26 protein-coding genes are annotated in these 22,159 nt (G+C 60.5%); 4 read left to right on the top strand and 22 right to left on the bottom strand.

The genetic code is table 11. The features are described 5' to 3' along the window. The 3 genes from E4O97_RS19760 to E4O97_RS19770 form a co-directional block, all read right to left on the bottom strand. On the bottom strand, positions 1–901 hold a 901-nt coding region (locus E4O97_RS19760; protein WP_248162019.1), incomplete at its 3' end, for a substrate-binding domain-containing protein. A 32-nt stretch (positions 902–933) separates the two neighbouring features. Next, on the bottom strand, positions 934–1,755 hold the full coding sequence (locus E4O97_RS19765; protein WP_216091977.1) for an SDR family oxidoreductase: 822 nt from the start codon (positions 1,753–1,755) through the stop codon (positions 934–936). Positions 1,756–1,904: 149 nt separating this feature from the next. Next, positions 1,905–2,384 carry a GNAT family N-acetyltransferase gene (locus E4O97_RS19770; RefSeq protein ID WP_005790497.1) on the bottom strand — a complete coding sequence of 160 codons (480 nt, stop codon included), beginning with the start codon at positions 2,382–2,384 and terminating at the stop codon, positions 1,905–1,907. Positions 2,385–2,573: 189 nt separating this feature from the next. Between E4O97_RS19770 and E4O97_RS19775 the strand changes: the two genes are divergently transcribed. From E4O97_RS19775 to E4O97_RS19790, 4 genes are all read left to right on the top strand, one after another. After that, on the top strand, positions 2,574–3,770 hold the full coding sequence (locus E4O97_RS19775) for an MFS transporter (protein ID WP_248162020.1): 1,197 nt from the start codon (positions 2,574–2,576) through the stop codon (positions 3,768–3,770). Positions 3,771–3,855: 85 nt separating this feature from the next. After that, positions 3,856–4,194 carry a hypothetical protein gene (locus tag E4O97_RS19780; RefSeq protein ID WP_248162021.1) on the top strand — a complete coding sequence of 113 codons (339 nt, stop codon included), beginning with the start codon at positions 3,856–3,858 and terminating at the stop codon, positions 4,192–4,194. Between the two features lie 51 nt (positions 4,195–4,245). After that, entirely contained in the window at positions 4,246–4,512 is a 267-nt protein-coding gene (locus E4O97_RS19785) for a hypothetical protein (RefSeq protein WP_248162022.1), read from the top strand. A gap of 48 nt (positions 4,513–4,560) precedes the next feature. Further along, positions 4,561–4,941 (top strand): hypothetical protein, encoded by a 381-nt coding sequence (locus tag E4O97_RS19790; protein ID WP_032879873.1) that lies wholly within the window; start codon positions 4,561–4,563, stop codon positions 4,939–4,941. A gap of 116 nt (positions 4,942–5,057) precedes the next feature. Here E4O97_RS19790 and E4O97_RS19795 read toward each other — a convergent pair whose 3' ends face one another. The 19 genes from E4O97_RS19795 to rpmF all read right to left on the bottom strand — a co-directional run bounded on the left by E4O97_RS19795 (position 5,058) and on the right by rpmF (position 22,157). After that, positions 5,058–5,975, bottom strand: a complete 918-nt coding sequence (locus E4O97_RS19795) for a PfkB family carbohydrate kinase (RefSeq protein WP_248162023.1) — start codon at positions 5,973–5,975, stop codon at positions 5,058–5,060. Further along, on the bottom strand, positions 5,968–7,434 hold the full coding sequence (locus E4O97_RS19800) for a cytosine permease (protein WP_216091980.1): 1,467 nt from the start codon (positions 7,432–7,434) through the stop codon (positions 5,968–5,970). The genes E4O97_RS19795 and E4O97_RS19800 overlap by 8 nt, the downstream gene beginning before the upstream one ends. Before the next feature lie 188 nt (positions 7,435–7,622). Then, complete coding sequence (locus tag E4O97_RS19805; RefSeq protein WP_078822090.1) at positions 7,623–8,624, bottom strand: ADP-ribosylglycohydrolase family protein; 1,002 nt, start codon at positions 8,622–8,624, stop codon at positions 7,623–7,625. After that, complete coding sequence (locus E4O97_RS19810) at positions 8,621–9,334, bottom strand: GntR family transcriptional regulator (protein ID WP_078822091.1); 714 nt, start codon at positions 9,332–9,334, stop codon at positions 8,621–8,623. The genes E4O97_RS19805 and E4O97_RS19810 overlap by 4 nt, the downstream gene beginning before the upstream one ends. Before the next feature lie 70 nt (positions 9,335–9,404). Next, positions 9,405–9,965, bottom strand: coding sequence for a DUF1285 domain-containing protein (locus E4O97_RS19815; RefSeq protein WP_032879868.1), 561 nt, complete (start codon positions 9,963–9,965; stop codon positions 9,405–9,407). 16 nt (positions 9,966–9,981) lie between these two features. After that, on the bottom strand, positions 9,982–10,587 hold the full coding sequence (locus E4O97_RS19820) for a DUF4823 domain-containing protein (protein ID WP_005790515.1): 606 nt from the start codon (positions 10,585–10,587) through the stop codon (positions 9,982–9,984). 99 nt (positions 10,588–10,686) lie between these two features. Continuing rightward, positions 10,687–11,655: a radical SAM protein gene (locus tag E4O97_RS19825; RefSeq protein WP_005790516.1), complete on the bottom strand. Its 969-nt coding sequence runs from the start codon at positions 11,653–11,655 to the stop codon at positions 10,687–10,689. Positions 11,656–11,794: 139 nt separating this feature from the next. Continuing rightward, positions 11,795–12,460 carry a TetR/AcrR family transcriptional regulator gene (locus E4O97_RS19830; RefSeq protein WP_032879867.1) on the bottom strand — a complete coding sequence of 222 codons (666 nt, stop codon included), beginning with the start codon at positions 12,458–12,460 and terminating at the stop codon, positions 11,795–11,797. 444 nt (positions 12,461–12,904) lie between these two features. Then, a complete protein-coding gene (locus tag E4O97_RS19835; RefSeq protein ID WP_216091981.1) occupies positions 12,905–13,690 on the bottom strand; it encodes a TatD family hydrolase in 786 nt (261 codons plus the stop codon). Positions 13,691–13,753: 63 nt separating this feature from the next. Further along, positions 13,754–14,743: a DNA polymerase III subunit delta' gene (locus E4O97_RS19840; protein ID WP_032879865.1), complete on the bottom strand. Its 990-nt coding sequence runs from the start codon at positions 14,741–14,743 to the stop codon at positions 13,754–13,756. Then, a complete protein-coding gene (gene tmk / locus E4O97_RS19845) occupies positions 14,736–15,368 on the bottom strand; it encodes a dTMP kinase (RefSeq protein WP_228308859.1) in 633 nt (210 codons plus the stop codon). The genes E4O97_RS19840 and tmk overlap by 8 nt, the downstream gene beginning before the upstream one ends. Before the next feature lie 19 nt (positions 15,369–15,387). Further along, positions 15,388–16,509 carry an endolytic transglycosylase MltG gene (mltG, locus tag E4O97_RS19850; protein ID WP_032879863.1) on the bottom strand — a complete coding sequence of 374 codons (1,122 nt, stop codon included), beginning with the start codon at positions 16,507–16,509 and terminating at the stop codon, positions 15,388–15,390. A 1-nt stretch (position 16,510) separates the two neighbouring features. Further along, positions 16,511–17,326 (bottom strand): aminodeoxychorismate lyase, encoded by an 816-nt coding sequence (gene pabC, locus E4O97_RS19855; RefSeq protein ID WP_032879862.1) that lies wholly within the window; start codon positions 17,324–17,326, stop codon positions 16,511–16,513. Further along, positions 17,326–18,570, bottom strand: a complete 1,245-nt coding sequence (fabF, locus tag E4O97_RS19860) for a beta-ketoacyl-ACP synthase II (RefSeq protein WP_005790527.1) — start codon at positions 18,568–18,570, stop codon at positions 17,326–17,328. Before fabF ends, pabC begins: the two co-directional genes overlap by 1 nt. Positions 18,571–18,698: 128 nt before the next feature. Beyond that, entirely contained in the window at positions 18,699–18,935 is a 237-nt protein-coding gene (gene acpP / locus E4O97_RS19865; protein ID WP_003175607.1) for an acyl carrier protein, read from the bottom strand. Between the two features lie 191 nt (positions 18,936–19,126). Continuing rightward, positions 19,127–19,870, bottom strand: a complete 744-nt coding sequence (gene fabG, locus E4O97_RS19870; RefSeq protein WP_005790544.1) for a 3-oxoacyl-ACP reductase FabG — start codon at positions 19,868–19,870, stop codon at positions 19,127–19,129. 24 nt (positions 19,871–19,894) lie between these two features. Next, entirely contained in the window at positions 19,895–20,833 is a 939-nt protein-coding gene (gene fabD, locus E4O97_RS19875; protein WP_032879861.1) for an ACP S-malonyltransferase, read from the bottom strand. A 126-nt stretch (positions 20,834–20,959) separates the two neighbouring features. After that, positions 20,960–21,970, bottom strand: coding sequence for a phosphate acyltransferase PlsX (plsX, locus tag E4O97_RS19880; protein ID WP_216091985.1), 1,011 nt, complete (start codon positions 21,968–21,970; stop codon positions 20,960–20,962). 4 nt (positions 21,971–21,974) lie between these two features. Next, positions 21,975–22,157 (bottom strand): 50S ribosomal protein L32, encoded by a 183-nt coding sequence (gene rpmF / locus E4O97_RS19885; protein WP_003179396.1) that lies wholly within the window; start codon positions 22,155–22,157, stop codon positions 21,975–21,977. Between the last annotated feature and the right edge of the window lie 2 nt (positions 22,158–22,159).

Raw genomic sequence — 22,159 nt, forward strand, 5'->3', positions numbered from 1 at the left:
ACTTCGGTGGTTCAGTGCCTTTGGTGACCCACTCGTACATCATCAGTGCGGTGTTATAGCCCTCGATGTGCGGGCTCGGCAGCATGGAGCCGAAGAAACCGCTGTCGGCTTTCTTCAATTCGCCGATGGCGTCGGTGCCATTAATGCCGATGCCGATGACGTTGGCCGCCTTGAAGCCGGCACTTTCGGTGGCGCGCACGCCGCCCAGCACCGTGTTGTCGTTCATGCCGCCGATGATCAGGTTCTTCGCCCCGCTCGGCAGCTTGACCAAGGCCGAGTTGGTGGCGTCCATGCTGCCGGGTACGTCGAGGGTTTTAAGCGCGGCGGTGAGGATGTGATCCTTGGGAATACCGGCGTCTTCCAGGGATTTGATCGAGCCGTCGGTGCGCTTCTTGCCGGTGTCAAGTTCGTTGAAGGTGTTGATCACCGCATAAGTGTCCTTCCAGTCCCAGCCGCGTTTTTTCGCTTCGGCGGCCATGGCGGCTCCTTGTTTCTGGCCCACTTCAAACGCGGCCATGCCCAGGTACGGCACGTCTTCCATGAAGTTGCCCTTGGCATCGACAAAGCGGTCATCCACAGCCATGACTTTCAGGCCATTGACCTTGGCCTTGGCGACAATGGCCGGGCCCAGGGACACGTCCGGTGGGCAGATCACAAAGCCCTTGGCACCGTTGGCGGCGAGGCTGTCGATGGCCGAGAGGGTTTTCTCGCCATCGGGCACGGCGATCTTGATCACAGTGAAACCATGCTCCTTGCCGGCTTTTTCGGCGAAGGCCCATTCAGTCTGGAACCACGGCTCTTCGGCCTGCTTGACCAGGAAGCCGATCTTCACTTCTTCAGCCGATACAAAGCCGCTGAACACCATCGCCAGCGCCACAGCGCCAAGAGTCTTCTTGAACATGAACCACCTCTTTCTTGTTATTGGAAAACGATTTAGTCGTGGTACATCACCGAACGCCCGCCATCGATCATCAGGCACGTGGCGTTGATAAAGGGTGCCTCGTCGGTCGCCAGGAACAGCGCGGTCATCGCCACCTCAATGGGTTGGCCGATGCGCTTGGGCGGGTGCAGGTCAAACGCGCGCTGGCGTTCGGCGTGGGGGTCGGGGAAGCCGTTCCAGTAGTCGACGTTAAGCTGGGTTTCGATATAGCCCGGGGCGATAGCGTTTACGCGGATACCCTTGGGCGCGTATTCGATGCCCAGGGCGCGAGTGAGGCCGAGCAGGCCATGCTTGGCGACAGGATAAGGAAAGCAGCCGGGGATGATGTGGCTGGAATGGGTGGAGGCAATATTGATGATGTTGCCGATGCCCTGCTCGATCATGTGCGGCAGTACCGCACGGCAACCGAACCAGGCGCCATCAAGGTCGATGGCGAAACAGCGGCGCCAATCCTCGTCGGTCATTTCCAGCGGGTCGCGAAACACATTGACCCCGGCGCAGTTGACCAGTACGTCCACCCGGCCAAAGCGCTCGATGGCGAGATTGACCAGCGCCTGCCATTGCTCTTTGGAGGTGATATCTACAGGTTGTGCGCAAATCTCGGCGCCACGTTCGCGCCAACAGGCGGCTACTTTCTCGACTTTTTCACCCTGGATGTCCGCAATCACCAGTCGCGCCTGCTGGGCCTGGAAGCAAGCCACGATCGCCTCGCCAATACCTTGCGCAGCGCCGGTGATGATCACCACCTTGTTCTTCAGCCGCTCGCCGTAAGTCGGCTCGGGCACGGCAGGTAGGGACAACGGTTGTGCCTGCATCGCTTCACCTGTTTTATTTTTGGTAGTGAGTGCTGATGCAGGCGACTATAAACCCAGACCTTGAAATATCTCAATATATAAATTTGCATCCCATATTGTGAGCGAAAGCAAAAAAAACCGGCCATTGATAAGCCGGTTTGGAATGTCGGTCAGCCTTGGGCAAAATCCCTCAGCGCCTCGCCTTCCATGCGATAGCGCACCCACTCCTCCTGAGGCTGGGCACCGATGGATTTGTAGAAGGCAATCGCTGGTTCATTCCAGTCCAGCACGCTCCACTCGAAACGCCCACAGCCGTTATCGCAGGCGATCTTCGCCAGGTGGCGCAACAGCTTCTTGCCCGCTCCGCCGCCGCGTTGTTCCGGGTTGATATACAAGTCTTCCAGGTACAGGCAGTTGCTGCCCAGCCAGGTGGAGTAGCTGAAAAAGAACACGGCAAAACCAATCGGCAAACCGTCGCGCAGGCAGATCAGGCCATGGGCGGTAGCGCCCTCGCTGAACAGGCTGCGCTCGATATCCACCACGCTGGCGATCACTTCGTGCCGGGCTTTCTCATATTCGGCAAGCTCGGTGATGAAACTCAGGATCTGCGCAGCATCGCTAGGTACGGCGGGGCGAATCTCGATGGTCATGGGCGCGCCTTGGGCAATTTCAAAGCCCACATACTAAGGCGGTTTGATGACCGATTGCAGCGCAATTTCATGCCGACCGAAGTGTTTTTACTCCGCCCCAGAGTAATGCCAGCACCAGTAATCACAGAACAATCCCCATGAGCGCCCATGGTAAACAAGCGGCATAATTCCAACATTCAGGTCCTGCTCATGCCCACCACGTCTGCAGTTGGCGCGAAGACATTCGCGCTGTTCTGCCTCGCCAGTTTCTTATTGTCGCTGTCCTATGGCTCGACCTTTTTGCTGTCACTGCTGATTCATTCACGCGGCGGCAACGAGCACGACGCCGGCAGTGTCATTGCCACGGCAATGCTCAGCACCTTTGTGGCGGTGGTCGTTTCCGGGCACCTGGCGGATGCGCTGGGCGCAGCGCGAGCGATTGCGGGCACGGGTGTGATGCTGGTGGTGGCCTGCCTCGGGTTTGCCCTGTCCCCCGGGTTTGGCCAGGGCCTGATGCTGTTCGGGTTATCCCTGGGCTTGGGCTGGGGCGTGTTCTATACCCTGGGGCCGATCATCGTGACGCTGCTGGTGCAACCCCAGCAGCGCGCCAAGTATTTTGCCCTGCTGTCCGGCAGCATGTTGAGCGGGATCGGTTCCGGCCCGTTGCTGGGGCGCGCCGCCACCGCGCTGGGCTTGCCCCTGACGACAGCGTTCTACATTGCCGGGTTGGCCAGCCTTGCCGGGGTTGTGATGTTCTGGCGCATGGGCGCGCAGTTCAAACAGCATGCAAACGTGCCGGCTTCGAAGATCACTTGGACAGCAAGCCGCCGCGTGCTGACGTCCAAGGCAGCGTTCGCGATCTTGATGGTCGGCCTGGGTGGCTGCGTGTTTGGTGGGTTGTCGTCATTCCAGACCAGCTATGCGCTGGCCCATCAGCTGGATTATTCACTGTTCTTCGCAGGTTTCTTGACTGCTGCGATTACCAGCCGGCTGTTGATCGCCGGCTTTGTGGTCAAGCGTGATGCCTATCAGGCTGCGTGCGTATTGTCCGGCGTCATGTTTGGCGCGGTTGCGCTATTCGCGTTTGGGGTGAGCGGTAACTTCAGCTATCTGGTGGCCGCTGCCACGCTGGGGGTCGGGTATGGCCTGACGTACTCGGTGATCAATGGGCTGGTGGCCAGTGAAGCACCCAGCGGCACCATGTCCCAGGCGTTATTGCTGTTCAGCCTGGCGTACTTTATCGGCGTCTTCGGGTTTCCATGGCTCGCGGGCAAAATGATTGTCGAATTCGGCCTGTCGACGATGCTGTTGAGCGTACTGGTCATCGCCGCACTGAACTGGTCGATCACCGTGGCGCGCTTGATCGTGCGGCGAGTATCGATACATAAAGTGATACAGGTGAACTGATACCGTTCGTCGCCATCAAGGCACGAACAGCAAAGGGTGGCTGACCAATAAAGGGTAAGGACATTAATCATATGGAGACACCCTCATGAAAAACTCCAAATTTGCTGCCCTCGCCCTCACCGGCCTGCTGTCCGCTGCGTCCCTGAGCGCCTTTGCGGCGACTTCGTCGACCGGCCCCACCGACCCGACGCCCGACGCGACGACTGAATCGCAGAAATCCATGGGCACTGGCCTGGATACAAACGGCGGCGCGATCATCGACAACACCAACGGCGCCGACCCTCACACCCAGGGCCATGATACCCAGCGCCAGGCCCCGGCTGCGGTCAGTAACGGCAAAATGGGCCCCTCGGTCAATGAGCCGAAGATCAATAAAGGCGACGACTCGAATCTGCCAGGTGCACCGAAACAACCAGCGCCTTGATACATCCCTGGCAACACCGACACCCGATCATTTCCCAGTGAAGAGGTTCGCATGAACGTCGATAGAAACCTTGAAAAAGAAGTCCTCACCCGCCTGCTGCACGCTCATCCCCAGGGCTTGGGCAAGGAGGTACTGGACAACTACCGCGGTGAGAAACAAGTCGCCAGTGTCTTGGCGTTTCTGCAAGACCGCGGGCTGATCAAGGATGGGCATGTGACCACCGACGACGCCGGTGAATACTCGTTGAACCTGCCGATCAAGCTCACCGCCTCGGGTGTGGATGAGGCCCGCAAGCTCGACGGTGCAGGCCCTCGGTAAGTCATTTCTGGTCTGGCCCTGCGACCGGGGCCAGAAGGAGTTTTAGCGATGCCTCGTGGAAGCAAAGCCAAATACACCGCCGAACAGAAACGCAAGGCCGCTCATATCGAAGACAGTTATGAGCACAAGGGATTGTCCAAGGAAGAAGCCGAAGCCCGGGCCTGGGCCACCGTCAACAAGCAGTCCGGCGGCGGTGAAAAGGCCGGCGGCTCGGGCCAGCATAAAGCGCCGGCGAAGAAATCCCAGGACCGGCAGGAGTCGGCCAAGCGTGCGGCAGCTAGCCGTGAGGGGCACCCGCGCAGCAGTGGGGCTTCGTTGGGTACGCAAACCAAGGAGGGCCTGATGAAGGAGGCGCGAGCCAAGAACATTCCGGGCCGCTCGACCATGCGTAAACATGAATTGATCCAGGCGTTGAAAAAAGCAGGCTAAACATAGATTCAAAATGTGGGAGGGGGCTTGCCCCCGATTGCGGTGGGCCAGCTATAGATAAGCTGGCTGATACACCGCTATCGGGAGCAAGCCCCCTCCCACATTTTGACGTGTGTTTATTCCCTGAGTAGTGCCTCGACCTCGGCAGTGGCAGGTGATGTGGCCGGCCCCCAACGCGTCACCGCCAACGCCGCCGCAGCATTCGCTCGACGCGCCGCCTCGACAGGTTTCAAGCCCTGCGCCAAGCCGGCAATAAACACCCCTGCGTGCGCATCCCCCGCACCGTTGCTGTCGACCGCTTGCACCTTGAAACCGGGTACATGTTCAATTTCAGCCGTGCGCCCTACCCAGCAACCATTGGGCCCATCACGTACGACCAGCAAGGTTTGCGCAGGCAGATGTCGACTCAACGCAGGCAACGCCGCGGCGATCTCAAGGGCACCGGTAAACGCCAGAGCTTCCGGGCCATTGCTGGTCCAGATATCGATACGTGGCAATAACGCCCGCATCAAGACTGAATCCGGCGCCTTGACCAGCGGTCCCGGATCGAACACCACCACGATCTCTCGCGGCAGCGCCAGCAGCCAGTCGATCAACGGCTGCGCCTTGCCCTCAAGGAGCAGGCTGTAGCCACTGACGTACACGTAGTCATCGGCGAGCGGGACGATCCTGGCCAAATCTTCGGCACTCAATTCGCCTTCGGCGCCGATATGGGAAATGAACGTACGCTCAGTGGTGGCCTCGGTCAGGGACACACACAAACCAGTGTCCTTCTCGTTGCTCGCAGTCAATGCCATTTCAATCTTTTCAGCCTGCATCGCGGCGCGAGCCAAGTCACCAAACCGGCCATTGCCGTGGCGCCCAAGGTAGACCACCGACATCCCATTGCGCCGCGCCGCCGCCATGACGTTGAAGCCACCGCCCGCTTCGAAACTGGCAGATTTGGCCAGTACGTCACCGCCAGTTGCCGGCAGGGTGTCGAGGGCCATGACCAGGTCGACAATGACCTGGCCGGTATGCAGCAATCTAGGCATGGGTACCCTCTACCAAAGCCGGGCGACGATCAGCCGCGCCGCCCAGTACCGCATAAAGGCCGCCTGCGACCAGGAAGGTGACGACCCAGCCCAGGCCGTTGTGGCCCAACCAGGAGTCGGACAGCGGCCCGGCGAACCAGATATTTTGCGCGGTGGTGCCGATGGTGGTGAAGCAGAACCCCAGCACGATAGCCACGGCCCAGGCGCCGAAGGCACGCCACTCCACACCGCCGCGATACCAGTAAGCGCTGCTCGGACTGACATCCAGCAAGTCCTTGGGGCTGTAGTAATGCCGGTGTATCAGGTCGACCACGAAGATCCCGACCCACGCCGTAATCGGCACCGCCAGCAACGAAATGAAGGTGATGAACGGGCCATAGAAGCTGTCGGCGATCAGCATGAAATAGATGGAACCGGCGAAGATCGCCACGATATCGACAATCACCGCGTGCACGCGCTTGACCTTCAGACCCAGGGTCAGGGTGGTAAGGCCGGCCGAATATACCGACAGATTGTTCGACAGCAACAGCCCGCCGAATGCGGTGATCAGGTAAGGCACCGCCATCCAGGTGGGCAGCATGTCGCGGATCGCGATGATGGGGTCGGTGGCCGACGCCAGGTCGTCGTTACCCACCGACAGCAGGCCACCAAGGGTAATCAGCAACACCAGCGGGATGCCCGCGCCAAAGGCGGCGCTGGCCACCAGGCGCACAGCCTTGACGCTGCGGTGCTGGTAGCGCGACATATCGGCACCGGCGTTGGCCCACCCAATGCCGGTGCCGGCGGCCATGGTGCCGACGCCGATGATCATCGCGCTCAACGGCGCAGGTGTGGCATTGAACACCGCGCTCCAGTCGATAGTGGCACACAGAAAGCCGCCCACCAGGATATTCAAACCGCCAAATACATAGGTGGCCCACTTCTGGATCACCAGCAGCGTGGCGTGGCCGAGGCCGGATACCGCCAGGGTCAGCAGTACAAAGATGGCGATGAAGATCAACGTGAGTACGGGGGCGCTTTTCGCCTCTACCGCCGAACCGAACAGGATCGAACACAAGGACAGCAACACAAAGGCGGCCGTGGTGGTGTTGACGGTTTCCCAACCCAGGCGCGACATCAGCGAGACCACCGTCGGGCCGATATTGCCGCGTACGCCAAAGATAGCGCGGGATAACGTCAGGCTGGGCGCGCGACCACGGCGGCCGGCGATGGAGATGATGCCCACTACCGCGAAGGAACCCGCTGCGCCAAGGATTGCGACGATGATCGCCTGCCAGATGGCCAGGCCCCGAAACGCGACCAACGTTGCGCCGAGCGGCAAGCCGAGGATGCTGATATTGGCGGCAAACCATACCCAGAACAGTTGCAGCGGATGGCCGTTGCACTCGCCTTCCGGGACCGGCTCGATACCGCGTGTTTCCAACTGCCCGGCGCTTTGGCCACTAGAGGTGCTGCTCATGAAGGGGTGCTCCTGGTGCCTGTATTGTTGTGGTTGTGGCAGCGAGTCGAATCTTTATGCAGTCTTCCTGACTCAACGCTTTTTAATGTGGGAGCTGGCTTGCCTGCGATTGGGGTGTGTCAACCAGCCCAGCAGCCACTGGAAAACCGCTGTCGCAGGCAAGCCAGCTCCCACATTTAGTTCCGTGTTTATCGCAAGGCCAATAACGCTTGGACCAGCGGCTGCAAGTCCAGGCCATTGACCTGCTTGACCTGCTCGATCAGCGCCTCTGGCCAGCACTGCATCCCCAGGCACGCGCCGAGCATGGCCCCCAGGATCGCGGCGATCGTGTCGGTGTCGCCCCCCAGGCTGGCGGCCAGGCACAGTGCTTCGAAGGCATTCATATCGCCGGACGCGACTTGCTGCGCCAGGGCGAACGACACCACCACCGACTCCTGCGAGGCAACAGACGTCCCGATCAATTCGTAGAGCAAATCGGCAAACAGGGCCTTGTCATCGCTGCCGACACTCAGGGTGCGAGCCCAACTGATGCGAGTGGAAATGCGTCCACCGGCCACCCAGTGGCCATGGCTTTCAGCCTGCTGGGCAATCTGAATGCCGATGTTCAAGGCTTCGCCGAGGTCCACGCCATTGATGCCGGCGGAGACCACCGCCGCCACGGCCGCGGCACTGGAGATACCCAGGCTGGTGTTATGGGTGACCTGGCAAGCCTGGATCACCGCCTGGATAAACGAGGCTGTCTCGCTGACATCGGCGGCGATGCCCACCGGGGTGATGCGCATGGCCGCACCATTGGTGGTGCCGTAGCGTCCGGACTCTTGCGGCGTATGGCCAGCCAGGATCATATCGATCGCCCGTTTGGTCGACGGCCCGAGCAGGTCCTGGGAACCCTTGGCGCGCATTCCCGCTTCCCAGTCGATCAGGCGCCGGGCAAGCACGGCAGGTTCGATCTGGCCTTGGCCTTGCACCAGCAACTCAGCGACCAGGATGGCCTGCTCGGTGTCATCGGTAATGGAACCGGCGGGCATGTTCGGTGCGATAGGCTGGTCGGCGTCGGCGTCTTCCAGGGCGGTGATGGTTCCGAAGCGCGCTTTCACCTGTTCGCGGCTCAAGGATTGTGTGGGCATACCCAGGGCGTCGCCCAGGGCCAAGCCGTAGAAGGCACCGAGTGCGCGGTCTTCCCGGGTCATTTGGCAGCTCCAAACTGCAGATGCAGGCGAAAGTGCAGCGGGTCGAGCAAACTTTCGACATGCTCCATGAAGCGTTCGCGACGGTCGTAGGTGGTGCGCGAAGCCTTGAGAAATACCGTGCCGGCAGCGCGCCCGAGCAATTGAGCATCTTCATCGCTCAGGGGCTCGGCGCCGATCCACTGGTCACCTTCGGCGCCCACATAACCGTAGGCCGCCAGGGTGATAGTCAGGGAATCATCGATCAGGCCAATGCGGGGCAGGCTTTCCAGGCCGCCCACTGCTGGCATCAACGAACGCTCCAGAGACACCGCAACGCCATCGGCCGTGTTCCGGCGGCGATCCAGGGCAATAAATTGATCGGTGCCGAAACGGCTGAACAAGTCCGGGCGCGTCACCGCTTCGAAACGCAGCACGTCGGTGCTCACCTGAGCCCCCGTGTCTGCCAGGGCCTGGGCCCAACCGCTGCGTTGGTCGAGGACCATGCCATCAAAGGTGACGATGGAGCCGACGCCACTCTGGGTGGCGATATAGTTACGGCGCTTGAGCTCGGCCAGCGCTTCGCGCAGCGTGCCACGGCTGACCGCAAACTCCTCGGCCAACTGGTGCTCACCTGGCAATAGCAAACCGTCGGCCATGACCCCACCTTCGATACGGCGGATGAGCTCGTCGACGACGCGTTTTTTCTTATCAAATCGAACATGTCTAATCATGTACAAATTGATAACCGAAAGCAGGCATTTACAGCAAGGAGATTATTTCAGGGTGAAGGCAAAATCAGCCTCAGGGTTCCAGGCCGATGGGGAAAAACTCCCCTGCACTCCATACGCCAAGCCAGTTCTGACCGTTGATCGGACGAGTCACCGCCAGCTCCACCAATTGGTAGAACACGTTGCGATGCACGAGGGCTTCAAGGTTGGTGCGAACTCGCACGTAGGGTGCAGGTTCCTGGGTGACAGGGTCCGTCACCACCCGCAAGGGGTGTTCGAGGCCGGCCTCGACCTGCTCGTCGACGTTGGTGGTAAAGCGCAATACCTGGCTTTCGCCCTGCCCTTGCACGTCCAGGGTTACCGCCACAAATGGCGCATCGTCAACGCTGATGCCGACTTTCTCTACCGGCGTCACCAGGAAATAATCATCGCCGTCTCGGCGCAGGATATTGGAAAACAGTTTGACCATCGGTTTTCGCCCGATAGGCGTGCCCTGGTAAAACCAGGTGCCGTCGCGGGCAATGCGCATGTCGATGTTGCCGCAGAAATCCGGGTTCCACAGGTGCACCGGCGCCGGCCCCTTGCCCTTGGGCAGTTGGGCCAATAGGTCATTGGCCTTGGCGGAATCGGTCATGGGGCTCTCCTCAGGTCTACTGATTGCTCATACCCAGCAAGCCTCGGGCGTATTGCGCCAGGGGGCGGGCAATCAGATCTTGTGGCGATGTGTCGTGGAACGTCAGTAAACCGCCACGACTGCGAATACGTGCAGTATCAATCAAATACTGGGTGCTGGTCTCGATCAACATGACCTGGATCACACCGCTGTCCAGCCCCAGGCGGTCCAGAGCTTGCTGGTCGGTCCACTCATCGGCATTGCCGATACGGTCATCGGCTGCCGCAAAACGGCAATACAGCAGGTAGTGAGCCCCCGCCTCGCGGGCTTCGGCCATGGCCTGCTCGAGACCTTCGGGTTGGCGGGCACGACGGACCATGGGGAAATATTCGACGAAACCGTTGAACGCTTCCTCGGCGACCACGTTGGGTCGCGGGTACGCGCTGCCCGGCGGCACGAAGGCGCCCTGGGCGATAAATACAAAGGAATCCGGCTGTATGCGCACCGAGGCCGTACGCCGGGTGTCGCTATGGTCCAGCAGCCCGGCATCGCTCATCTGATAGCGAGTGCCTTCGGCCATATCGCTGACGGTCATACAACCACTCAGGGCCAACGCCGCCAGCAGTAAAACCAGACTACGCATCCTAATCCTCCAGAAGCCGGTGACGGAAAACCGGCGAATGGGCGTGAGATGCAGGTTCTGCGCCAGCTTGAAGGACAACACATTGAGGCATGCGCGACCTTAGCCGCCAATGATCTTCATGATCGTCGCGCCGCCCGAAAACGCCACTTCCTGCTTGTCGCCCAGCGCCTTCATCAACAAGCCCTGCAAGGCCGGCAATGCCTGGTGGCGCGGTTGATCAAGCAAGTCACCGACGTAGTGGCGATTGCTTGAGGACAAGCAACCATGCAGCCAGCCCGTGGAGGACAACCGCAACCGCGAACACGTACGACAGAACGGTACACTTTCGTTGGCGATCACGCCGAAGAAGCCTTTGCCCGGTACTTCGTAGCGTACGGCGGTAGCGTCAACGGGCGCGTTGGCTTGCAGGTATTCGTGGCGCTCACCGATCAGGCTGAGCAATTGCTGCAAGCTCACAAATTGCTGGAGGAACGCGTTGGAGTCTTTCGCCAGGTGCCCCATGCGCATCAATTCGATAAAGCGCAGCTCGTAGCCACGCTCCAGGCAGTAATCGAGCAGAGGCATCACCTGATCCAGGTTCTGGCCACGCAATGGCACCATGTTGACCTTGATCTTGATGCCGGCCGCGCTGGCCTGGTCCATACCATCGAGCACGGTGGCCAGGTCGCCGCCACGGGCGATGCTGCGAAAGGCATCGGCATCCAGGGTATCGAGGGAGACATTGATACGCCGAATGCCGGCATCCACCAGCAACGGCAGTTTGCGCGCCAGCAATTGGCCGTTGGTCGTGAGGCTGATGTCGCTGAGGCCCATCTGCCCTACCGCGTCCATGAACGCTTCCAGCTTGGGGCTCACCAGCGGTTCGCCGCCAGTGATGCGCAGGCGTTCGATGCCCGCCGCTTCAATCAGGTAAGCCACGCCCCGGGCCATGGCCGCGGCCGAGAGTTCGTCCTGGGCAGCCACCAGCCGCTTGCCGTCAGGCACGCAGTAGGTACACGCGTAATTGCAGGCTGAGGTCAGGCTGATCCGCAAATTGCGAAAACGCCTGCCTTGACGATCAACGATCATGGATCACTCCGGCAGAAGATAATTCGGGCGCACTAAAAACTGACTCATAAATCAGCTTTTAGCAAGGTCCTTGCCTGAGTATATTCCTGGGTTAATACCCCTGGCAGTAAATCATTGCCCCATCACTACGGCGAATAACTTACGTAGCCGGGGTCTCATCACCTTTTTCAGGGCCAGGCAGTTCAGTGCTGTGCTTGCGCTTGTTGCCCATGCGCACGCCGATGTCCATCAGGAACTGGAAGAAACCTTCCTGGTCCTCCAGCACATTGCTCCAGAACGGCGAGTGATACAGCGCCACGGCGCCATGCACCAGGGCCCAGGCGGCGCAGTAGTGGAAATACGGCGGCACGTCTTCAAGCTTGCCCTCACTGATACGCCCCTTGATCAGCAGGGTCAGGCGTTCGAAGTTCGAGGCGCGGATCTTGTGCAGCTCCTCGACCATTTCCGGCACCTGGTGCCCCTTGACCACCTTCTCTTCCAGGCGGTCGAACAGGCGGTAGCGCTGCGGGTCACGCATACGGAACTCGAAGTAAGCGCGAGACAGCGCTTCCTTGTCCTTGTCGACATCGGCCGAGTGCAGCAGCTCGTTCAAGTCGCGCTCGTAGTCGAGCATCAGACGCAAGTAGATCTCGGCCTTGGATTTGAAGTGCTTGTAGATGGTGCCCTTGCCGATACCCACGGCATCCGCAATCATCTCTACCGTGACGCTGTCTTCGCCCTGTTCGAGGAATAACTTGAGTGCGGTGTCGAGAATTTCCTGCTCACGGCGGCGAAACTCACGGACCTTACGGGGTTCTTTGTGCATGAGGAAGAAGTCTGCAAAGGTCGGAATAGGGAGGGTTGCGCAGGGCCACAGATACGTGGCGATACGATTTACCCGATGCGAGGGATTATCCCGACTGAACGGTCGTTGGGCAATGTCTATGTGAACCCGCGATGCACTTAACTTTCAATACGCCAACGTTTTTATCGATATCAGTCAGAAATAGACGCACCACCTGAAGCTGCCCACCTGCTCAATGAGAACTCAAGCTAAGCGGGCGTATTCCAAATCTGTTTAAAAAACGATCAGATCTGACTGGACTGAATCGGATACTGATCAATACTTCAACTGTCGCCGCGACATCTCCCCCAAGTGACGCGACGACCTGGGTACCGACGGACTGCGTGCCCTTGTTTTACTCCTAATGGTCTTAGCCCGGATTCACCCCCCAGAACCCGGGTTTTTTTTGCCTGCGATTCAGCCGTACTATCCGGCTACATGGGCCAACGGAAACAGGCGTTTGAAGTTTTCGGTGGTCTGCTCGGCGAAGCGCTCGTACGACTCGCCGCGCAGCATCGCCAAGTAATCGGCCACGTCACGCACATATTCAGGCAGGTTTGGCCTGCCGCGATGGGGAATAGGTGCCAGGTACGGCGAGTCGGTTTCCACCAGCAGGCGATCGGCTGGCACTTGGCGAGCCACGTCGCGCAGCGCGTCGGCGTTGCGAAAGGTGACGATACCCGACAGGGAAATATAGAACCCCAGGTCCAGAGCAGCCTTGGCCATGTCCCAGTCTTCGGTAAAACAATGCAACACACCGGCCTGCGGCAGCGCGGCTTCGCGCAGCAAGGTCAAGGTATCGGCGCGGGCACCCCGGGTGTGGACGATCACCGGCTTGCCGGTCTGCCGGGCGGCTTGCAAGTGCAGGCGGAAAGAGGCCTGCTGCAACTCGGCGGCTTCAGGCTCGTAGTGGTAGTCCAGGCCGGTTTCGCCAATGGCCACCACCCGTGGATGGTTGAGTTCGCCCAATAGCCAATCCAGAGCCGGGGCTTCGCCGGGCTTGAGGTCCAGCGGGTGGATGCCCACCGAGCAATCCACATCGGCGTAGCGATCAGCCAGGGCTTTGACGTCACCGGCGTTTTCAGCGCTGACGCCGATGCACAGAAAGTGCCCTACCCCACGCTGGCGTGCAGCTTCAAGGGCGGCGTCGAGGGAGCCGCCGTGCTGGGCAAGGTCAAGGCGATCAAGATGGCAATGGGAATCTACGAGCATAGGAAGTCAGGGCTTAATTCACGAAAAGGGTCTGGCCAACCATACACCTGTCGGCCCCGGAAATTAACGGCGCCCGAGCAGGCCAACCCACTGCACCAGCAGCGCCTCAAGCAACAGCACGCGGTTGAGGTTGGCCTTGCCGAGTACCTTCTGGCGCTGAGCAAGAATCCAGTCCTGGATGTTCAGCACTTTGTCCTGGGCACTTTTCTGCGCGAGGTATTGCACCACCTTGCGCATATCCGCCAGGCCAAGGCCGTTTTCATCCTGGGTCAGTTGGTAGCGCAGGATCAGGCTGGACCAGTCGCAGAACCAGTCGAACAACAGCAGCAGGGGAATATCCTTCCAGGCGCTTTCGGCCAGTTGCGTGGCGGACAGCTCCTGCTTGAGCAGCTTCTTCACACCCTCCACAACCAGTGCTCGTTGCTCACGCACGCCCTGGGCTTGCAGCTTCACGGCTGCCAGGGGTGAACCGGCCGCCAGGGTCAACAACTCGACCCGTTCCTGCTCGGTGCACTCCGGCAACGCCTGCGCCAGCCATTGCAGGCTCATGGCCTCGCTCGGCAACGGGCACGCCTGCTGTACGCAGCGGCTGCGAATCGTCGGCAACAAACGGCTGGACTGATGGCTCACCAGCAACAGCACGGTGTCGCCGGACGGTTCTTCAAGGCTTTTGAGCAAGGCGTTGGCGGCGTTGATGTTCATCGCCTCGACTGGCTCGATCAGCACCACTTTGCGCCCGCCCATCTGCGCGGTCTGCACTACGAAGCTGACGAGGTCGCGTACCTGGTCGACCTTGATCGCCTTGTCGGCTTCCTCTGGCTCCAGCACATAGTTGTCCGGGTGACTGCCAGCCTTGAGCAGCAGGCAGGATTTGCACTCGCCACACGCCTGCAGATTGACCGGGCGCTGGCACAACAGGCTAGCCATCAAGCGCTCGGCGAGGTGACGTTTACCGATGCCCACGGGGCCATGCAGCAAATAGGCATGGGCGTGCTGGGCACGACCGGCCAGTTGCTGCCACAAGCTGTCCTGCCACGGGTAGGACTCAGCCACGAGTGCGCTCCAGCAGAGTCGGCAACAGCGCATCGATGGCCTGTTGCACCTGGTTCAACGGCTGCGCCGCATCGAGCAGGTAATAACGCGCCGGCTCAGCCTTGGCGCGCTGCAGGAAAGCGCTGCGCACCGCGTCGAAAAATACCGGGCCTTCCAGTTCGAAACGATCCAGGCGACCGCGAGCGCTGGCGCGGGCCATACCCACTTCCACGGGCAGATCGAACAGCAGGGTCAAATCCGGACGCACATCGCCCTGTACGAAGGTTTCAAGGGTGGCGATACGCTCTACTGACAAGCCTCGGCCACCGCCCTGGTAGGCGTAGGTGGAATCCGTGAACCGATCACAAATCACCACGGCGCCGCGTGCCAGCGCGGGGCGAATCACTTCGGCCAGGTGTTGGGCTCGGGCGGCAAATACCAGCAGCAGCTCGGTGTCCGGGTTCATTGGCTCATCACCCGGGGCCAACAGCACTTCGCGTATACGCTCGGCCAGCGGCGTACCGCCCGGCTCGCGGGTCAGCACCACTTCGACGCCCTGCGCACGCAGGCGCTCGGCCAGGTAGTCGCGATTCGTGCTTTTACCGGCACCTTCCGGGCCTTCCAGGGTAATAAACAAGCCAGTCACAGGCAGTCCTTAGTCAGAGTCATTGCGGGCTTTGCGGCGCGGTACTGTCCGGCGCGGGCTCAATCGGTGCCTCGGCAGGTGCGGTTGCATCTTCCAGCGGTTTCACCACCGGCGCCGGGCTGGAGCGGTAATCGCCACGCCGCTTGAGCTGGAACTCGCGCACGGCGGCATTATGAGCATCCAGGTTATCCGAGAAAATATGGCTACCGTCGCCACGGGCGACAAAATACAGGCTGCTGCCCGGCACCGGGTTCAGCGCTGCATGGATCGCCTCGCGACCGACCATCGCAATAGGCGTGGGCGGCAGGCCGGCGATCATATAGGTGTTGTAGGGGTTGGCTTCCTTGAGGTGGGCGCGGGTCAACTTGCCGTTGTAGCGCTCACCCAGGCCGTAAATCACGGTGGGATCAGTCTGCAGCATCATGCCGATCTTCATGCGGCGCACGAACACACCGGCAATCTGCCCACGCTCTTGCGGCACGCCGGTCTCCTTTTCCACCAGGGACGCCATGATCAGTGCCTGATAAGGGTCGGTGTACGGCGCATCGTCGGCACGCTTGCTCCACTCCTGGGCGAGCACATCGTCCAGGCGGTTGTAGGCTTTTTTCAGGAATTCGACATCGGTCATGCCGCGTACAAAACGGTAGGTGTCAGGGAAGAAACGCCCTTCCGGAAACTCACCCGCATGGCCGAGCTTGTCCATCACTTCGCTGTCAGTCAGGCCAGGAAGGGTCTGAACGATTTTTTCATGCTTGGCCAGGGCGGTGCGCACCTGGCGGAAATTCCAGCCCTCCACCAGGGTCAGGCTGTATTGCACCACCTCGCCGCGCTGCCACAGGCCGATCAAGCCTTCGGCAGTGAGGCCGGGTGTCATGCGGTATTCGCCGCTGTGCAGTGGCTGGCCTTCAAGGTTGAAGCGCCAGTACAGGCGTAACCAGAATGCATCGTCGAGTACACCGTCGGCTTCCAGACGATTGAAAGTACCCGTCGGGGTAGCGCCAGCCGGCACGTCGAGCAACTGCTCCTGGGGCAGCTTCAGGGGCTGCTTGAGGGCAGAGTCGAGTTTCCAGGCCGAAAAGCCCACGAGCAACGCTGCCGAGACCAGGCTGATCTGCAGCAGTAACACCAGTTTTCGTATCAACTCAAATATCCAATAGCGCGCGAACAATACCCTGCAGTTTACGGGTGAGCGGCCCAACCGGCCAGCTCATCGCAGCGCATCCACGCACCGGCCAAATGCCATATACGCTGTTGCAGACAAAGACTTCATCGGCCTGCTGCAACTGCTCAATATTGATGTCGGCCACGACCACCGGGACGCCCAGCGCATGTGCCTGGGCCAGCAGTTCGGCGCGCATCACCCCGGCCACGCCGCAACGGGTCAGATCAGCGGTTAGTAACAAGCCGTTGCGCACCAGGAACAGGTTGCTGAACACGCCTTCGATCACCCGCCCGGACATATCCAGCATCAGGCCTTCGGCATGTTCGGTATCTTGCCATTCGGCACGGGCGATCACTTGCTCCAGGCGGTTGAGGTGCTTGAGACCGGCCAGCAGCGGCTGCTCAGCCAAGCGCGTGGTACAGGGGAACAGGCGGATGCCTTCGATTGCATGGGCGGGCGGGTAAATAGCGGGCGCACTGCCCTGCAAGATACGACGCACCGGGGCGCCAGGGTTGATGCCATAACCGCGCAGGCTGTCGCCACGGGTGAGGATCAACTTGAGGACACCGTCACCCAGCGCGGCGGCGAAGCCAAGCACTTCGTTGCGAATCAACCCGTGATCGGCCACCAGTGCCAAGCGCCTGCAACCCTCTTCCAGGCGTTGCAGGTGACGGTCGAGCAGCAACGGCTGCCCGGCCTTGACGGCGATGGTCTCGAATATCCCATCGCCATACGCCAGGCCACGATCTTTCAGGGGCACGCTGCCCGCCGGCTGACCGTCGACCCAGCTGTGCATCACTCGGCAAACCGGCGGAACACCAGGGAGCCGTTGGTGCCACCAAACCCGAACGAGTTGGAGATCACCACGTCGATCGGCATCGGTTGCGCTTCGTGGGGCACGAAGTTCAGGTCGCAGCCTTCGTCCGGCTCATCAAGGTTGATGGTCGGCGGAGCGACCTGATCCTTGATCGCCATTACACTGAAGATCGCCTCGACCGCGCCCGCCGCACCCAACAGGTGGCCGGTCATGGACTTGGTGGAGCTGACGGCCAGCTTGTAGGCATGTTCACCGAACACCGACTTGATGGCTTCGGCTTCCGCCAGGTCGCCGGTCGGCGTCGAAGTACCATGGGCGTTGATGTACTGCACCTGGTCAGGGTTGACCTTCGCATCGCGCAGTGCATTGGTGATGCAGCGCGCAGCACCGGCACCGTCGGACGGTGGCGACGTCATGTGATAGGCATCGCCGCTCATGCCAAAGCCGATCAACTCGGCGTAGATGGTGGCGCCACGCGCCTTGGCGTGCTCCAACTCTTCCAGCACCAGGGCACCGGCGCCGTCAGACAGCACGAAGCCATCACGGCCCTTGTCCCACGGACGGCTGGCTCGGGTGGGCTCGTCATTGCGGGTCGACAACGCACGGGATGCACCGAAGCCACCCATGCCCAGGCCGCAGGCGGCCATTTCAGCGCCACCGGCGATCATCACATCCGCTTCGTCATAAGCGATGTTGCGCGCCGCCATGCCGATGCAGTGGGTGCCCGTGGTGCACGCCGTTGCGATGGCGTAGTTAGGCCCTTGTGCACCCAGGTGGATGGACAGGAAGCCGGAAATCATATTGATGATCGAGCCGGGCACGAAGAACGGTGAAATTCGACGCGGGCCGGAATCGTGCAGCGTGCGGCTGGTTTCTTCGATATTGGTCAAACCGCCAATCCCCGAACCCATGGCCACGCCGATGCGGTCACGGTTGGCGTCGGTGACTTCCAGGCCGGCGTTGCGCACCGCCTGAAAACCGGCTGCCAAGCCGTATTGAATGAACAGGTCGAGCTTGCGGGATTCTTTGATCGAGAGATATTCCTCGACATTGAAGCCCTTTACCGAGCCGCCAAAACGGGTGGAATAGGCAGAAAGGTCCGTGTGTTCGATCAGACCAATACCACTGCGGCCAGCCAGAATGCCCTGCCAACTGCTCGGCACATCCGTACCCAGTGGCGACAACATACCCATACCGGTGACTACGACGCGTCTACGCGACACAGCACTCTCCTTTTTCTAATGACGACACTTCGATTCGCAGCTTACTTTTCATCACCGCCTAAAGAAAAAACCGCACGCCGTTACAGCAGTGCGGTTTTTCCCTGACAGCAAGCGACGACTACAAACTATTACGCCTGGTGGCTGGTAACGTAGTCGATGGCAGCTTGAACAGTAGTGATTTTTTCAGCTTCTTCGTCCGGGATTTCGGTCTCGAATTCCTCTTCCAGAGCCATCACCAGCTCAACGGTGTCAAGGGAATCGGCACCCAAGTCTTCTACGAAGGAAGCAGTGTTGACCACTTCTTCTTCCTTAACGCCCAGTTGCTCGGCAACGATTTTCTTGACGCGCTCTTCGATGGTGCTCATACCTTGTTTAACTCCTAATGGACAAATTCAGGCAGCTGGCCAGTGGGTAAGTGTATAGAAAGCCATTTCAGCTTTTCAACTGAAAGCTTCACCCTGTACCCGGTCGGCCACCTGCCTATAAATTAAGTTGCAGCTTTATAACGGATTTTAGACAGCTCGTATGACATTTTTTTGAAGCGATCCGTCACAATTTAACTCATGTACATCCCGCCGTTCACCGGGATTGTAGCCCCAGTCACGTATGCCGCACCGTCGGATGCCAGGAAAGTGACCACATTCGCGATCTCTTGAGCCTGGCCCAGACGGCCCAGCGGAATCTGCGTCAGCAACGCTTCACGCTGTGCTTCCGGCAGTTCGCGGGTCATATCGGTGTCGATGAACCCTGGGGCCACCGAGTTGACCGTAATCGACCGCGAACCGACTTCACGTGCCAGTGCACGGCTGAAACCTTCCAGACCGGCCTTGGCGGAAGCGTAGTTTACTTGGCCTGCGTTGCCCATGGCACCCACTACGGAGCCAATATTGATAATTCGGCCCCAACGCGCCTTGGTCATGCCGCGCAAAACACCCTTGGACAGGCGGAACAGACTGTTCAGGTTGGTATCGACCACGTCGTACCACTCGTCGTCTTTCATGCGCATCATCAGGTTGTCACGGGTGATACCGGCGTTGTTCACCAGAATCGCCGGCGCACCGAACTGTGCAGTGATCTCGGCCAATACGGCAGCCACGGACTCATCGCTGGTCACATTCAGCTCAAGGCCGGTACCCTGCACGCCGTTTTCCTTCAGGGTCGCGGCGATACGCTCGGCGCCCGAGGCGGAAGTGGCGGTGCCGATCACAACGGCGCCCTGACGGCCCAGCTCCAGGGCGATGGCCTGGCCAATGCCACGGCTAGCGCCGGTAACCAGTGCAACTTTACCTTGCAGACTCATGCAGGCTTCTCCTAAGTACGGGATTCAGGCCAGTGCCGCGCGAGCGGCAGCGAAGGCTTCAGGGGTATTGAGGTTGGCGGTCGACACACCGTCGGCGCAGCGCTTGTTCAGGCCGGCCAGGACTTTGCCCGGGCCACACTCGACCAACTCGTTGGCGCCGTTGGCAGCCAGGGTCTGGACCGATTCAACCCAGCGCACCGGCTTGTACAGTTGCTCCAGCAGGTCGCGCTTGAGGGTGTCGAGGTCGGCAGCCACGGCCGCACTGACGTTCTGCACCAGCGGGATCTGCGGCGCCTGCCAGTTGATGGCCGCGATAGACTCGGCAAAGCGCTCGGCAGCCGGGCGCATCAGTTCGCAGTGGGACGGCACGCTCACCGGCAACGGCAGTGCACGCTTGGCACCCCGGGCCTTGCAGCCTTCGATGGCGCGCTCAACAGCCGCCTTGGCGCCGGCGATCACCACCTGCCCCGGGGAGTTGAAGTTCACCGCGCTGACCACCTCACCTTGCGCCGCTTCGGCGCAGGCCTCGATTACCACCGCATCATCCAGGCCCAGGATCGCGGCCATGCCGCCCTGCCCGGCCGGAACGGCTTCTTGCATCAACTGGCCACGACGCTCGACCAGCTTGACCGCTTCACCAAGGGTCAGACTGCCCGCCGCCACCAGGGCGCTGTATTCGCCCAGGCTGTGCCCGGCAACAAATGCCGGACGCGCCCCACCTTCTGCCAGCCACAAGCGCCACAGGGCGATCGACGCGGTCAGAATGGCCGGCTGGGTTTTATCGGTTTGATTGAGCTGCTCTTCCGGCCCCTGCTGGGTCAGCGCCCACAGGTCGTAACCCAGGGCATCGGAAGCTTCCTTGAAGGTATCCAGGACCAGCGGGTATTGCGCGCCCAGCTCGGCCAACATGCCGAGGGACTGCGAACCCTGCCCTGGAAAGACGAATGCGAGGGATGTAGACATGTAACAAGCCCCTAATGATCTGGTCGTCAAAAATGCGCACTCCAACGGTGAGAGCGCGCGAAACTGACAGATTGGATGGTCAATTGAACTGGCCGGTCACATTTAAGCACTCCCGGGCCAATTCGCCTAAGGCAACAGATCCTCAAGACGGCCGTGCAGGCGTTGCGGCAGGTTTTCCTGTATCTCGATCAACGCCCGCGCAATCGCACTTTGAAACCCCTGCACGCCGGCCGAGCCGTGGCTTTTGACCACAATGCCCTGCAAGCCGAGAAAGCTCGCTCCGTTGTGCCGTGCCGGTGCCAGGTCGGCCTGCAAGCGGCGCATCAACGGCAGCGCCAGGGCACCGACCATGCGCGATACCAGGCTCTGCTTGAACAAGGCTTCGATACGCGTGGCAATCATGGTTGCCAAGCCCTCGCTCGACTTGAGCAGGATGTTGCCGACAAACCCGTCACACACCACCACGTCGGCTTCACCACGGTACAAGCCGTCACCTTCGACAAAACCTATGTAGTTCAAGCCCGGCGCGCCTTGCAACAACGTGGCGGCCAGCTTGACCTGCTGGTTGCCCTTGATGTCCTCGGTGCCGATATTCAGCAGGGCGACCCTTGGCCGGGCTACGCCCAGCGCTTCAGCGGCCACCGAGCCCATCACGGCGAACTGCAACAGGTGCTCGGCACTGCAATCGACATTGGCGCCCAAGTCCAGCAACTGGCAATAGCCCTTCTGCGTCGGGATCGCCGCCACCATCGCCGGGCGGTCGATACCCGGCAAGGTCTTGAGCACATGCCGCGACAAGGCCATCAACGCCCCCGTATTACCCGCACTGACACAGGCTTGCACCTTGCCATCACGCAGCAGCTCAAGGGCCACACGCATTGAAGAGTCGGGCTTGCCGCGCAAGGCTGCGGCCGGCTTTTCATCCATGCCGATGGTTTCGCTGGCAGGGGTAATGGTCAAGCGCGCGCGATCCACCGCCGGATGGCTGGCAATCAGTTCTTCAAGAAGGGTAGGTTGACCGACGAGGGTCAGGTGCAGCGAGGGCGTAGCAGACAGGCTGGCAATGCAGGCCTGAACAATGCTGCGGGGACCGAAGTCCCCGCCCATTGCGTCAATCGCGATGACTTGGGCAGACAAGTGATTACTCGTCAGCGCCCTTGTCGATCACTTTACGGCCACGGTATACGCCTTCTGGCGATACGTGGTGACGCAGGTGAACTTCACCAGTGGTCTTTTCCACGGACAGGGTGCTAGCCTCGAGAGCGTCGTGCGAACGGCGCATGTCACGGGCGGAGCGGGATTTTTTGTTCTGCTGAACAGCCATAA

The sequence above is a fragment of the Pseudomonas sp. W15Feb34 genome (assembly GCF_023127765.1).
Taxonomy (GTDB): domain Bacteria; phylum Pseudomonadota; class Gammaproteobacteria; order Pseudomonadales; family Pseudomonadaceae; genus Aquipseudomonas; species Aquipseudomonas synxantha_A.